Below are 13,823 nucleotides of genomic sequence, written 5' to 3'. Positions count from 1 at the left end.
CCGTGTCCCTGGTCATTTGATCATCTATCCATCCTGTTTTCATATCGTCCCCGGCACCATTTACTTGTCGTTTTGACTAACCATAATGAAACATTTCTACGTTCAGGGATTTTCGCATGCAACATAACATATATGATGCTTTACAGCAGGTCGTTGGGCATGAGTTTGTCTCCAATCGGCAGGAAGAGCTTTATTTATACTCACGTGATCTGGGCTCATCCAAGCCCGGCCAGGTCGATTATGTGGTGATGCCGGGTACGGCAGAGGAGGTTCAGGCCATCATACGAATCGCATGCCGGCATCGTATCCCGGTAGTTCCCATTGGAGGGGGCTTGAATTTGTCCGGCTTAACCATTCCGAAGCGCGGTGGTATCGCACTGGACATGAAACGGATGGATTCAATTTTAGAGGTCAATGAAAATAGCCGGTTTGCATTAATAGAAGCCGGGGTAACCATTGGCAAACTGATTGCTTACCTGAACTCTCATCATCCCGATTTACGATTTTCCATAGCAGATGCTCCCCCCATGGCAACCGTTACAGGGAATTTTGTGTTCAATGGGTCCGGCCATCTTTCAAAATATGGTGTGCATCCGGACATGATCAACGGGCTTGAGGTGGTTCTGCCGACCGGCGAGATTTGTACTCTCGGATCGTGTGCTTTGTCTGCTTCCTGGTTTGGAAAAAGCCCACTGCCGGATTTAACTGGACTGTTTACCAATTGGTTCGGAACAACGGGTGTTGTAACGAAGTTATCTTTGAAGCTTTATCCCAGGCATCGTATCAGGGAGATGTGTATCTTTGCGTTGCGTAATCCGGAATCAATACCCGATGTTGTCAGGAAGGTCACAGCCACGGAAATGATGGAAGACCTTCTTGTGCTTGTTTTTAGAATGGAGGGACGACGTAACCTGACCCACCTTTTGTTTATCTATATTACGGCGGATTCACAAAAAGAGTTCGATTTAAAAGTGGCGCTTTTCAAGGAGATGTTTATGCAGCACGGGAAGCCTGCCTCCGATATAGCGCATTTCCCCAAAGAGATGCTTCCTCCGGAATTTATAGCCAACTACATGGCAGAGCCCAAGTACGGAATGGAGGTGGCGGATATAAAAAAAGGTGGAGGGTTTGAGTATTTGGGTGTGAACTTTCCCCTTGATTCGATACCGGAAGCCTACCGCCAAGGGGTTAAGATTGCGGATAAATATGGTTTCGATGGCCCCCTTCTTACCATACGGAATATCGGTGTGGGCCACAGCGTGATTTTTACGTTCATGTATCCATTTAACAGGGCTGATGAGAAGAGCCTTGAAGCCTGTCGACGTGCTTTGATGGAAACAACAGAGATGGCCCTTAAGATAGGGGGGGTGCCCTGGAAACCAACAGTTGAAGAGCAGCAACGGGTTCTCGAGAAAATGAATCCTGAAACCGTTGACGTGATGAACAAAGTAAGAGCTCTTCTGGATCCCAGTGGGATCATGAATCCAGGACATTGGGAGATTCAGTAAATGGGTTTTGACGACTACAAAGATATTCTCCACAGATGTTTCAGGTGTGGATATTGTAAATTTCCGTCAGAATATTCGGATTTCAATTGCCCTTCATATAAAAAGTTCAAACTGGAGTCCTACTCTCCCGGTGGCCGTATGTGGTTGATCAGGGCCGTTGTAAATGGGGATATGCAGTTATCAGAGCACTATTCAGAAATTCTTTATTCATGTTCCATGTGTGGAAATTGCAAAGAGAATTGTTGCCTTGATTTCAAAGATGAAATTTTGAATATACTCACATGTGCCAGAACCGAAGCTGTCAATGAATCCATCATGCCGTCCAAGGTTCAGGAATATTTTGAAAACATCCTTGCCTTTGGCAATCCATGGAAAAAGTCGAAAAAAAAACGCGGTGACTGGGCAAAGGGTCTGAGTATCAACCCTTTTGAAGGCGATGAATACCTATACTATATCGGTGATGTTGGCTCCTATGAACCACGAAGCCGTGAGGTAAGCATGGCCCTTGGAAACATCTTACTGATGGCCGGTATCTCGTTTGGGATATTGGGTTGTGAGGAGATATCTGACGGCAATGATGTCAAGTGTATGGGCGAAGAAAGCCTGTTTGATTATATGATGCAGAGGAATATAGGGGTTTTTCGGAAAAAAGGTGTGCAGAAAATTATAACCCTTTCTCCTCATGCATATAACGCCATGCACAATCATTACCGAAAAATAGACAAATCAATAGAGGTATTTCACTACCTTGACATCTTGAAGCTTGTCTTGGAAGAAGGAAAACTTCACATGGAGAGGACTGATCCGATTCGAGTAACTTACCACGATTCATGCTTTCTTGGCCGCTGGAACGGGAAGTATCAAACCCCCCGGGAGGTCCTTGGCCTGATTCCCAATGTCGATTTGGTTGAAATGGAAAGGAACAAAGAAAATGCCTTCTGCTGTGGCGGCGGGAATGGGAATTATTATACGGATATGCTCGGTGGCGGAAAAGACAGCCCAGCCAGAATTCGAATACGCGAGGCCATTGCAACAGGAGCTGAGATCTTGGCTGTTTCCTGTCCCATATGCCTTATGATGTTTGAAGAAGCCATTGCAAGTGAAAAGGCTCAGAGTGTGATAAAAGTCCTTGATATCAGTGAGATTATGCTCAAAAGAGTTTCTTGAAAATAGTTGCTGGGTGAACGCCCATGTCACCCAGTATATCCATCCCCCGGATTGATCAGGGGGGGGGAGTCGCCTGCCCTATTCCACTTATTCGCCAGAACTGCAGATGTCCAGTCTTGCCTCAATGCACTGGTAACGCCGTAAATGTGTGAAATCATCTCACCCGAAGGTTGAAAAAATCGAGCAGAAAATCGTGAATTACATTTAGTCTTTTTAAAATGCCTGGTTTTTTTACAAAGGTATCATTTTTTCATGAAATATCCGGGCTAAGGTGGACAGGGCTTCCCTTACTCTCATGTTAATCTGCTTTTAGATAACTTTCCTATATATCATTGGTTTTCTCAATCTTCATGTTGACCAACCCGAACGCCATGTAGCCAGGTCATAAGATCTATGGTGTGGCATCCAATGTCCATACACCCGCAGCTCGGAATATTCTGGGAACGTAGCTGTGTAAGCACCGTATGAGCATGAGGATAACACATTGTAAGTGGATAGTAATAATCAATATTAATGCTGTTTTTGAACAAGAGGGGTAGGATCATACTCGGGCTTTTGTGCGGGAATTGGTTATGTTTTTTGACCCTTCCAGTCCTTGTGTATGTAAAACAGGGCAATATCTAACATTTGTTAGAATCAATGACAGTTACGGCAAACAAGCGAGAGGAAAACATCCAGGATGTTCCGTCCGCCATTTCGGCATTCTCGAAAATGGAGCTGGATGATTCCGACATCGAAGATCTGGGGGACCTTGTGCAATTTGTCCCCAACATGTATTCCGGTTCTTCCATGCAGGGATATCAGGAGATAAACTTCAGGGGGATAAGCATCAGTCAGTTTACAGGGAAGAACCCTGTGGTTATTTTTGTCGACGGCATTGCTCAGGATCATTACTCTAATTATGACGTGGACATGACCAATGTGGAGAGGGTGGAAGTCCTTCGTGGCCCTCAGGGGACATTGTACGGTAAAAACGCCATTGGCGGCGTGATAAATATTATCTCAAAAAAACCAGGCAATGAATTGGAAGGGGAGGTAACGGCGCAGGCTGCTGAATACGACACCTACGGTGTAAAAGGGTTCGTAAATACGCCTCTTGTCAAAGATAAGCTCTCGCTTTCACTTACAGGGCGATATTACACCACGGACGGGTTCATGGAAAACGATCACCCTGCCGGGGGCACGTTTGATGATGAAGAGGTTTTGAGTTTGAGGTCTCGGTTTAGATGGATCTTCACGGATCGCCTGGAGGCCAATTTTCATGCAGGAATGTCCCAACGATGGGATGGCAGCGGGGTACAGACCAAGGCAACGCCAGATAAAGTCGAGTACCATGCCTATAAAAATCCCGATGATAAATCAGAGCCCAGTACGTCCAGTGCAGCGCTGAATATTTCCTATGAGGGCGATTCGTTTGATTTTACCTCCATCGGTACGTATAGCTACGATAAGATGGATGCCTGGATGGACCAGTGTTATGTCGCATTGTGGAAACCGGTCAACTTTTGTAATTCCGACAACCGCATTTTTTCTCAGGAATTTCGAATTCAGTCCCCCAGCAAGGATGATGGAATCAAATGGCTCGGTGGGGTCTACTATTCCAGCGATCTCCTTGACTATGAAAACAACGCGCATCTGTTTGATACCAAGGCGATGTACGGCTATGACCTAAAATACAACTGGGCTGATGAAACCCAGGAAGACACCGCAGCAGCTTTTACCCAGATGACATTTCCACTTCCGGGAAAGCTGGCCTTTACAGCGGGTCTCAGGTACGAGCGGGTCAACAAGTCCATGGACTATCGCTATGAGGTAACCCGAAACGATACAGGGGAGATTTTACCGGCTGATCCCTTCAGCAAGCCAGGATCTCCCAAACCGACCCTGGTAACGTATACGATCCAAGACAACTGGGACGCGATTCTTCCCAAGGGCGTTCTCTCCTGGCAGCCAACCAAGGATGCCATGTTTTATGCCAGTGTTGCCAAGGGGTACCTTGCAGGGGGATTTAACCTGTGTGAACACATAAAGGAACAGGCAAAATTCGATGAACAATATTCCATTGACTATGAGCTGGGGGTCAAAACGTCATGGTTTCAAAACAGGCTGATTTGCAATGCCAATATTTTCTACATGGATATCAATGATATGCATGTGTATTATGCCCCCGACGCGTTTACCTATATTACGTCCAATGCCGGCGAGGCACACTCCCAGGGGCTTGAACTCGAAATTGATGCAAGACCGGTGGAAGGGCTTGACATCATGGCCTCTTTTGGCTTTGTTGATGCGGAATATGATGAATACACAAACACTGCCGGGATTGATTGCTCAGGGAATAGACTTGTGCGTACACCTGATTACACCATTAACCTGGCTGTCCAGTACAGGCATCATTCAGGGTTTTACTCACGCATCGGTATGCAGGGATATGGCAAGAACTATTTTGATGATGTCAATACCGTAGGGCAAGATGCCTACGAATTATACAATGCAAAGATCGGCTATGAGGGGGCTGTCGCAGACATATATCTTTATGGAACAAATTTACTCGATGAGGAATACTTCAGCTTCGGCAGAACCAATTCAATGGGGCTTATGGCAAACGTCGGTCAACCCCAAACCTTTGGTGTCATGGCGACGGTCCGTTTCTGATGGAAAGAGAGCAGCCGGAACGATGACATCAACGCCGGGTTTTATAAGTTCAAGTGTTCTCGTTTTGCGTAACTCTTGAAATCAAATCGTCCTACTTAGCCCGAATACTTCACGAGTCGGGTGCACCCATATTCAAGGCACCAGATCCGCAGATGCAGTTGTCTGCCTCAACGCTCTGATAACGCAGAAAATGGGTGTGCTCGGCTCGCCCGAAGGGTGAGAAACACGGCCAGAAAAAGATGAATGACATTTCGTATTTTTCATATATCTGAATTTTTCAGGTAACAATTCGTTATGATATCTTATTGGCTTGATCTGGCCGCTTTCTCGTGAAATATTCGGGTTAGGGCTTGGGCCCGCTTGATCATGACACGAGTATATCCTGAGCAAAAAAAACGCCTACCCGTCGATATCGTTTCCGGCGGCTGTCAACTTACCCTAAGCCTGATCTGGCTCATTCGTACCTCAGCCATATCGCATTTCCCTTCAGCAAGTGAACGATCAAAGAAATGACATGTGACGTGCTGGATCCATTCACCGCGGTTTGGCCTAATTTGAGGCCTGTTATGGCCCTGTATGACATTGGTCATTTCGTAAAAGAAGCATATTGGAGATACAGTGAAAAAATTACAAGTAATTGAGGAGTCGTGGCGTGATATTTATGAACTTAGCAAGAGAAAAGTTCAGGGTGATATTCTTATCTCTGCTCTCAACTGGCATCTTTTTGATTTGATGAGAGAGCCCTGTCCTGTCTCTGGAATTGCTGAAAAATGTCAGTTTAACCAGAGAAATCTTGAGTTGTTTCTCAATTGTCTCGCCGGTATGGACCTCATAAATAAGTCCGAGGGGATTTTCTGGAATACCAAAAAAAGCGATGCCTTTCTGGTCTCTTCAAGCCCTTCGTACATTGGTACATTTTTGAATTTTATGAATGCATGGCATGATAATTTTGCGTTGAACTTGGAGGAGCTTGTTAAAAATGGCCCTCCTTCCAGTCAAAAAGCCCATACTATCTCAGATGCATCATTATGGGCAAAGAGTGCTCGTGACTCTGCTGCATGTCAGTTCGGTGCAGCGCAGAACATGACGAAAATCATCAGTGCCTTGCCCGAATTCCCAAAGATGAGGAAGATGCTTGATTTGGGTGGCGGTGCCGGCTTTTATACAATTGGCATTGTTTCTGCTCACCCAAGCCTGAAAGGCGTTGTTTTTGATCAACCTGCGGTAGCTACGGTCACTCGGGAATTCATTGAAGAGTATGGGGCCGAAGATCGAATAACCGTTATGGAGGGTGACTACAAGACAGATAACTACGGGGACTCCTATGACCTTGTTTTTGCGAGTGCAACGCTTAATTTCGTAAAAGGCTCGTTAAGCGAGATATGCAAAAAAATCTATGATGCCCTTAATCCCGGCGGGATTTTTATTGCTCATCAGGATGGTATCACACATGAGCGGACAAAGCCCGTATACCATGTAGCGGATAACCTTTCAGCTGAGCTGAAAGGGATGGATCTTCTGCTTCCCAGGGGAATGGTTGCCGCTGCAATTCTTGATGCTGGTTTTAGATCAGTCCAAAGCTTTCCCATTGAATCCAACACAGGGGATATGGATGTAGATATTGCAAGGAAATAACAGCCCACTCTTTTTATAACAGAAGATCATTTCAAGGCCGTATGTTGTAGGCCTTCTACTCGAAAGCCGCCCTGCCTGTCTCCGGGTGCCAAAACCCCCTTTAAATCATTTTTGCTGCGGTTGAATCGAGGATTGTTCTGGCCTTCGGTCACAAGAAACCCTCGACGCTATACACGTTCACAAGGGACTTCCTTGCTGTTTGCAGGCGTTCATATGCTTCCTTGCGGCTTTTTTTTGAACCATGTCTGGTTACCCGTAAAAGATAAGATTGCTGAATAGGTGGAAAATGAAGAAATATAACGTTCTTGTCTGTGGTACGAATTTTGGGAAATTTTACCTTTCGGCCCTTTTAAGCGAGAACTCAGGCTTTCGCCTGGGTGGTATCCTTGCAAAGGGAAGTAAGCGTTCTGAAACAATTGCGAGTGAACTGGGCGTTCAATTATACACGTCTGTTGATGAGGTTCCCGAAACAATCGATATTGCCTGTGTTGTCGTCAAGTCAACATTGCTTGGCGGTCAAGGGACAAACCTATCAATGCAATTGCTGAAGAGGGGGATCAACGTTATCCAAGAGCACCCTGTGCACCCCGGGGACATCAGGCAGTGCTTTAAATGCGCCAGGGAGAGCGGGAGTCACTATCACATCAACAGCCATTTTGTTCATGTAAAACCCATCAAGGTCTTTATCGATTACGTCTCCAAAACCATAGGGTGTGAGCGTCCATTGTTTGTGGATGCTTCCACGGCACTGATTTATTCAACCATCGATATTATCGGGCAGGCCTTGGGCCGGCTTGAACCTTATCAATTCACCGACCCGGTTGAGTGGACGGATTCGGTATCCTCTGTGATGGAAACAGAGTTTCTGCCATTTAAATGCCTTCAGGGGGTCATCGCCGGGGTACCGGTAACCTTTAAGCTCCAAAATTATTTTGACCCCGGTAATTTGGATCAAAACTACCTGATGATGCACAGGGTGACCATAGGTTCAGAAAGTGGCAACACAACCCTTCTCAGTTCCCATGGACCCGTCGTGTGGACTCAGGGGTATCCGGTGCCGACCAAAGGCGCACATGCGCGTGCGACATCGGAGAGTGGCCATATCTCTTTCGAATACCATAAATCAAAATACGAACACTACACTCAGCCAACCTCCGTTGTCTTTTCCGACACGACAGGGCCCTCATTCAATGAGGTAACAAGTCTCTACTGGCCAGATGCCATTTTATCGGCGTTGGAGCTGATGCAAGAGCAAATAGAAACCGGAGTGACAGGGAAATATCAAACCGAGGGGTATCTGAAGGGGATAAGTGACATATGGTTGGAGATGATGAAACGCTTTGGAAAACCCAATTTTATCAAGATCGACGAATTGGTCAGCAACATTCCTGACCCTTGTGAGTATGGGAATTTTGTCAATGCGTAGAGACTCGTCAGCATGACGCGAAGTGAGATGAAAGCAAAGCCTCCGGATAACTCTTTGTTTTTGAACTGGAGCAGCTCTTTTTGCCATCCACGATGAAGGACCCGTATCGTGTGCCGTGTCGGTGATGCTCATTTTTGCGAAAAGATAAAGAACGGATTTAACGAGTGCAAGCCTAAATTTACCAATGAGGTTAACCATGCTTAAAGAAAACCAAAATGTTGTCCAGAAATGGCGTATTTTATTTGCAGTGATGATCGGGGGCTTCATGGCCTCTGTTGACGGCAGTATCGTAAACCTTATTTTGCCGACGCTTGTGAAAGACCTCAAAACCGATTTTGCAATTGTTCAGTGGGTTGTCGTAAGTTATCTCCTTACTGTCACAACTCTGATACTTATTATGGGCCGCCTCGGTGACATGGTGGGGAAAAAAAAGATTTATCTTTTGGGCTTCGTCCTTTTCACGACAGGCTCTGTTTTGTGCGGGCTGGCCACTTCGGTTCATTGGTTAATCGGGTTCCGTGTTCTCCAGGGGCTCGGGGGCACGATGATCCTTGCCCTTGGTTTTGCTGTCGCAACAGAAGCCTTCCCACCTGCAGAGCGCGGGAAGGCGATGGGGCTGCTTGCATCTGTTGTTTCTCTGGGGGTTATTGTTGGCCCTGTTATTGGTGGTTTCCTAGTAGACTTTCTTTCCTGGCACTGGATCTTTTTTGTCAACCTCCCCATCGGTATTTTTGGCAGTATCATGGTTGTGAGATACGTCCCTGACAACAGCACGCCCCTAACGCCGACATTCGATTTTAAGGGGGCAACAGTTTTTTTTCTGTGCATGTTTTCTCTTCTTATGGGCCTGACTTTTGGGCAACGATCCGGTTTTGACAAAATTGATGTATTGAGCATGCTTGGTTTCTCCCTTGTCTGTGCATTCGTATTTGTGGTGGTCGAACTCAAGAGCAAAAGTCCTGTGATGGACTTGAGGATGTTTAAACATGTTTTTTTAAGCGTTAACTTGTTGATTACTTTTTTCTTCTATTTGGCTATCAGTGGGGTTTTTGTCCTTTCGCCTTTCTATTTTCAGTACATCCTTGGCTATATGGCGAACCAGGTGGGATTGCTGTTTGGCGCCATGTCCTTGATGATGGTTCTGTTTTCTCCTGTGTCAGGTGTCCTTTCGGATCGGTTTGGCGCATCCACAATGATCATTGCGTCGCTTCTGCTTATGGTTTTTTCATATGGGCTGCTTGCCGTGGGGATTAGTCCAAATACCAACACCCTTCAGTGTATCGTTGCGATGCTGTTTCTTGGAACAGGTATGGGGCTTTTCATGTCTCCCAGTCACAGTGCTGTCATGGGGACGATACCCAAAGAATATCTCGGTATTGTTTCAGGCCTCCTGATACTTGCAAGGACCCTTGGGCAGGTCGTCGGGGTATCGATTCTTGGCGCAATCTGGAGCAGCCGTGTCAGGCTTTACAGTGACGGCGACTTCCATGGTGCTATCACCATGGCTCCTGTAAATGCCAGAATTCATGGGTTTCAGGATATCTCTTTATTTGCCGTTGTTGTTACAGGCTTGTCCCTTTTGCTTATCGTATGGGGGGCAGTTCATGAAAGGCGCAACAAAACCATGGAGTCGGCACATGCAATGACAGCGGAGTAAATTTCACTGCTTGGGGCAATACATAAATACAAGATTGGTTTGTTAGGTGGAGGTGGTGCATAAAATGATCTATTCCCAATGGCTTATGCCTGGAAAGAGACGTGGTAGCGAGCAGATTCGGCTTTTCTGTTTTCCCTATGCCGGGGGTGGTGCGTCAATATATCGGCTGTGGGCAGACTTATTGCCCGAGAATGTGGGCGTTTACCCTGTTCAGCTCCCAGGCAGAGAAAACCGGATTGCCGAAACGCCTGTCGACAATATGAAGGAGCTTGTTGATTTGCTTTCACGTGAGCTTGTTCCCTATCTGGACCGTCCCTTTGTTCTATTCGGGCATAGCATTGGCGCAAGGATAGCCTATGAACTGGCTCAGAACCTTCGTGCATCGCTGGGACTCAGTCCATGCAGCCTGATCGTTTCCGGAAGCCGTGCTCCGCATATCCCGGAGCCGAATCCCCTCCATCACCTTCCGGATGAAGAGTTTATGCGTGAGTTGCGTCGGTTTTCAGGAACACCTGAGGCCGTTTTGCAAAGCAGGGAACTCATGGAGATGTTCATACCGATTCTACGTGCTGACTTTTCCATCGATGAAACATATGTCTTCACGCATGCAGCACCCCTCGATTGCCCTGTTTTTGCGTTTGGCGGGACAGGGGATATCGAGGCGAAAACAGAGGAACTCGAAGCATGGGCGGATCATACGTCCGGTGATTTCCGTCTCGAAATGATCAGGGGAGATCATTTTTTTCTCCATACCGAAAGGGAGGAGCTTTTGCGATTTATTTCACGAATTATTCTCAGCTCTCTTGAAGAGACCGCCAATCCATCCGAGCAGGCCTTCAGCCCTGCCTGAATTAATCGACGGGGTTCCCTTCGAGGCGGGACAACGATGTTGACCTGGCCCTGAGAACTCGAATCTGTTTCCTTATCCATAATATGGCATTCACAAAATAAGCAGGTTGCTGGGCCGATGGCGAGCCGTTTTGTGCTCGGCTCTGCCCGTGGATATGTCGGTGCCGTCACGGCTGAAACATGAACGTATGATTCGTATCTAAATGGAGGTTCATCACATGATTTCAAAAGGTATTTTAGAACAGATAGGGTCTACCCCAATGCTTCACATCGGTCTTGGGGAAAGCGATAGCATGAATATCTATGCCAAGGCTGAGTACCTGAATCCCGGCGGTTCAATCAAAGACAGGGTCGCTCTTTATATTATAGAAGAAGCTGAAAAAAGAGGAGAGTTGAAAAAAGGTATGGTCATAACGGAAGCAACCAGTGGGAACACGGGGATTGCCGTTGCCTTGGTTGGTTCGGTCAAAGGGTATGCTGTTAAAATTATCATGCCGGAAAATATGAGTGATGAGAGGAAAAAGATGATCAGGGCTCTCAATGCGGAGCTTATTTTGACAGCTTCGGAAAAAAACGTCCCGGGAGCTGTCTCGATGCTGAATGATATCAAACTGAAAAGTGATAATATTTATGTTCCTGATCAGTTCGAAAATCATGACAACAGCAAGGCGCACTATCTTTCCACTGGCCCGGAAATATGGGCCGCCATGAACGGGCAGGTGGACGTATTCGTTTCGGGGCTCGGAAGCGGCGGAACGCTTATGGGAACAGGCAGATACCTTAAAGAGAAAAATCCTGACATTAAAATCGTTGCGGTTGAGCCTAAGAATGTTTCAGCCCTTTTGGGGCATGAACCGGGGCTTCACAGGATAGAAGGGATAGGCGACGGATTTGTCCCTTCCATTGTGGACACGAATCTCATCGATGCAGTTATCGAAGTTGATGATGATGATGCCGTTGACATGACACGGCGTCTTGCAAGTGAAAAAGGCTTTCTTGTCGGGATTTCCTCCGGCGCCAACATGTGTGCGGCGCTGAAAATGAGGCGGTTGTTTGGACAGGGTAAAAAAATTGCGACCATTTTCCCGGATGGTGCGGAACGATATTTCAGCACTGGGCTTTTTGTAGATCAGCGTCGCTCTTTTTCTGTTGCCATATAAACACCTGCCGCTATGAATCAGGTCGACATTGATGCGATCCGAATAGATATCGGGTTTTTTCTATAACGGTTTTTGATAGAATATCCTGAAACGTCTTTTTAGTGCTCCGAGTGGGTGAAATATGCGTTCCTGCGCCTGTTGATCTTGTTGCGGATTAAAAAGTTTGTTAAAGCAAAAAAAATAAGTTTTGGCGTAGCAAGCAGGCTTGCCTGGCATGCCGTCTTGAGGTGGCTGTTGCGCCCATAGTGGCCAGGTGTCGATTAGGTATTCGACCATGCTTAACGACTTTTTTCTTCACTGACAAGGCAAGTCGAACTCTCCCGGGGAAACAATGAATCAAGCCCATGAATCCAGTAACTGGTATGTATTGCACACAATGGCTGGCCGCGAACAAACCGTTGCCCTTAAGTTAAATCAGTTCTTGAGTCAGGATGTGACTTTTTACCTTCCAAGGAAAGAAGTGATTCATACCTTCAAGGGCCAGGAAAAACGGGTGCACATGGCCCTTTTCCCGGGGTACCTGTTTGTTCAGAACGATATTGAAATACTTGCTCACCACCTGGCACAAAAGGAGTGGGTCGGGACGGCCGCCCCTCTTAAATTCCATGATCGGTTTGTCAGTGTTTTTCCCCATGAGATGGAGTACCTTTTTTCCATGGCAGGGCCGGATGGGGTGATCCCTGTCTCAAAGGGGGTGTGTCAGGGTGGGCGGGTTAAAATTGTCCATGGGCCACTCAAGGAACGCGAGGGGGATATCTTATTTGTCAATCGGAGAAAAAAAAAAGCCCGAGTGCGCGTGAGCTTGGTGAGCCGTTGCGTTGACGTGACCCTCGGGCTTGAGTTGGTCCGTGAGTCGCAGGGTGTTGAGGCATAAGGTTTAGCGCTGGGGATCGATTTGAGCGACCTTTAAGCTTGCAATACACCGATTCATAATCGTGTTTACCTCGCGGACGAGTGAATCGATACCGTGAAGGAGCCCATTTAATGACCGTGACGTCTGCATTTCACCCGCCTCCTTTAACCCTTGTGACACACACTCTCACCTCTGACCTTTGCAAATCGTTTTGCCCTCCTCCTTTAAAAAAGCATCAGGTACACCTGTGGGTGGCGTCACTGCCCTTTCTTTCTCCCTTGATTCCACAGATGTTTCAATTCCTTTCCCGTCGAGACCACCAAAAAGCCCAGCATTTTTTTCGTGATGAGGATCAACGGCGTGCCCTTGTTTCACGGGGTGTGCTCCGTTGTCTTTTGGGTGGCTATCTCGGTTCAAGCCCTCGGCAGCTCCACCTGGCGGAGGGCCCATACGGAAAGCCCGGGCTTCGCATGGCGGAGGGGGGCGCCTGTCTTTCCTTTAACGTCTCGCATAGCAGCGATCTGCTCCTTTTCGCCTTTTCGCGTTACTCCTGCGTAGGGGCAGACGTGGAGCGTGTGAGGTTGATGGATGATGCTCTGTCCGTGGCGGATGCTTTTTTTCACCCAGTGGAATCTGCATGGCTTCGCAGGGTTCACCGCAGAGGGCAATTGGCGGCTTTTTTTGACCTCTGGACGAGAAAAGAGGCGTACGTAAAGGCTACGGGTGAGGGGCTGAGCTGCTCGTTGGAGTCCTTTTCTGTGGGAGAGGGGACAGATGCGGACGGGTATTTTCGGGTGAGTCTTCCCGACCGGGGGGACGGGGTGTGGGCGACTGGTTTGTCATTTGCACCTGCGCAAGGCTACTCAGCGGCCGTTGTGGCCTTTTGACAAATGTGTCGGACTGGAACAGGGGC

At 47.3% G+C, this 13,823-nt stretch carries 11 protein-coding genes; 10 read left to right on the top strand and 1 reads right to left on the bottom strand.

Features of this window, described 5'->3' with window-relative positions; all coding sequences use genetic code 11:
• Window positions 1–116 precede the first annotated feature (116 nt).
• The 9 genes from ACOYW1_RS18060 to ACOYW1_RS18020 all read left to right on the top strand — a co-directional run bounded on the left by ACOYW1_RS18060 (window position 117) and on the right by ACOYW1_RS18020 (window position 12,931).
• Window positions 117–1,508 (top strand): FAD-binding oxidoreductase, encoded by a 1,392-nt coding sequence (locus ACOYW1_RS18060; RefSeq protein ID WP_482419152.1) that lies wholly within the window; start codon window positions 117–119, stop codon window positions 1,506–1,508.
• Window positions 1,509–2,675: a (Fe-S)-binding protein gene (locus ACOYW1_RS18055; RefSeq protein ID WP_482419151.1), complete on the top strand. Its 1,167-nt coding sequence runs from the start codon at window positions 1,509–1,511 to the stop codon at window positions 2,673–2,675.
• A 639-nt stretch (window positions 2,676–3,314) separates the two neighbouring features.
• Window positions 3,315–5,330: a TonB-dependent receptor gene (locus ACOYW1_RS18050; RefSeq protein ID WP_482415453.1), complete on the top strand. Its 2,016-nt coding sequence runs from the start codon at window positions 3,315–3,317 to the stop codon at window positions 5,328–5,330.
• A gap of 618 nt (window positions 5,331–5,948) precedes the next feature.
• Window positions 5,949–6,965, top strand: a complete 1,017-nt coding sequence (locus ACOYW1_RS18045; protein ID WP_482419150.1) for a methyltransferase — start codon at window positions 5,949–5,951, stop codon at window positions 6,963–6,965.
• Window positions 6,966–7,251: 286 nt separating this feature from the next.
• Entirely contained in the window at window positions 7,252–8,391 is a 1,140-nt protein-coding gene (locus ACOYW1_RS18040) for a Gfo/Idh/MocA family oxidoreductase (protein WP_482419149.1), read from the top strand.
• Window positions 8,392–8,587: 196 nt separating this feature from the next.
• Window positions 8,588–10,048, top strand: coding sequence for an MFS transporter (locus ACOYW1_RS18035; protein WP_482419148.1), 1,461 nt, complete (start codon window positions 8,588–8,590; stop codon window positions 10,046–10,048).
• A gap of 64 nt (window positions 10,049–10,112) precedes the next feature.
• Window positions 10,113–10,898: a thioesterase II family protein gene (locus ACOYW1_RS18030; RefSeq protein WP_482419147.1), complete on the top strand. Its 786-nt coding sequence runs from the start codon at window positions 10,113–10,115 to the stop codon at window positions 10,896–10,898.
• Window positions 10,899–11,115: 217 nt separating this feature from the next.
• Window positions 11,116–12,057: a cysteine synthase A gene (gene cysK / locus ACOYW1_RS18025; protein WP_482419146.1), complete on the top strand. Its 942-nt coding sequence runs from the start codon at window positions 11,116–11,118 to the stop codon at window positions 12,055–12,057.
• A gap of 331 nt (window positions 12,058–12,388) precedes the next feature.
• Entirely contained in the window at window positions 12,389–12,931 is a 543-nt protein-coding gene (locus ACOYW1_RS18020; protein ID WP_482419145.1) for a transcription termination/antitermination NusG family protein, read from the top strand.
• 165 nt (window positions 12,932–13,096) lie between these two features.
• Here the strand turns inward: ACOYW1_RS18020 and ACOYW1_RS18015 are convergent, their stop codons facing one another.
• Complete coding sequence (locus ACOYW1_RS18015) at window positions 13,097–13,285, bottom strand: hypothetical protein (protein WP_482423879.1); 189 nt, start codon at window positions 13,283–13,285, stop codon at window positions 13,097–13,099.
• On the opposite strand from ACOYW1_RS18015, the gene ACOYW1_RS18010 reads away from it, so the two are divergent.
• A complete protein-coding gene (locus tag ACOYW1_RS18010) occupies window positions 13,201–13,797 on the top strand; it encodes a 4'-phosphopantetheinyl transferase family protein (RefSeq protein ID WP_482419144.1) in 597 nt (198 codons plus the stop codon). The two genes, ACOYW1_RS18015 and ACOYW1_RS18010, sit on opposite strands and share 85 nt — an antisense overlap.
• Window positions 13,798–13,823: the final 26 nt, after the last annotated feature.

The sequence above is a fragment of the Desulfoluna sp. CYM3A genome, assembly GCF_056829965.1.
The sequence above is the reverse complement of the archived record's forward strand: the minus strand, read 5'-3'. Positions and strand labels throughout refer to the sequence as shown.

What these genes read in the sequence shown, in the direction of transcription:
- ACOYW1_RS18010 (WP_482419144.1), top strand. Translation starts at nt 13,201, where the DNA reads ATGTTTCAATTCCTTTCCCGTCGAGACCACCAAAAAGCCCAGCATTTT.
- ACOYW1_RS18040 (WP_482419149.1), top strand. Translation starts at nt 7,252, where the DNA reads ATGAAGAAATATAACGTTCTTGTCTGTGGTACGAATTTTGGGAAATTT.
- cysK (WP_482419146.1), top strand. Translation starts at nt 11,116, where the DNA reads ATGATTTCAAAAGGTATTTTAGAACAGATAGGGTCTACCCCAATGCTT.
- ACOYW1_RS18035 (WP_482419148.1), top strand. Translation starts at nt 8,588, where the DNA reads ATGCTTAAAGAAAACCAAAATGTTGTCCAGAAATGGCGTATTTTATTT.
- ACOYW1_RS18055 (WP_482419151.1), top strand. Translation starts at nt 1,509, where the DNA reads ATGGGTTTTGACGACTACAAAGATATTCTCCACAGATGTTTCAGGTGT.
- ACOYW1_RS18030 (WP_482419147.1), top strand. Translation starts at nt 10,113, where the DNA reads ATGATCTATTCCCAATGGCTTATGCCTGGAAAGAGACGTGGTAGCGAG.
- ACOYW1_RS18060 (WP_482419152.1), top strand. Translation starts at nt 117, where the DNA reads ATGCAACATAACATATATGATGCTTTACAGCAGGTCGTTGGGCATGAG.
- ACOYW1_RS18050 (WP_482415453.1), top strand. Translation starts at nt 3,315, where the DNA reads ATGACAGTTACGGCAAACAAGCGAGAGGAAAACATCCAGGATGTTCCG.
- ACOYW1_RS18020 (WP_482419145.1), top strand. Translation starts at nt 12,389, where the DNA reads ATGAATCAAGCCCATGAATCCAGTAACTGGTATGTATTGCACACAATG.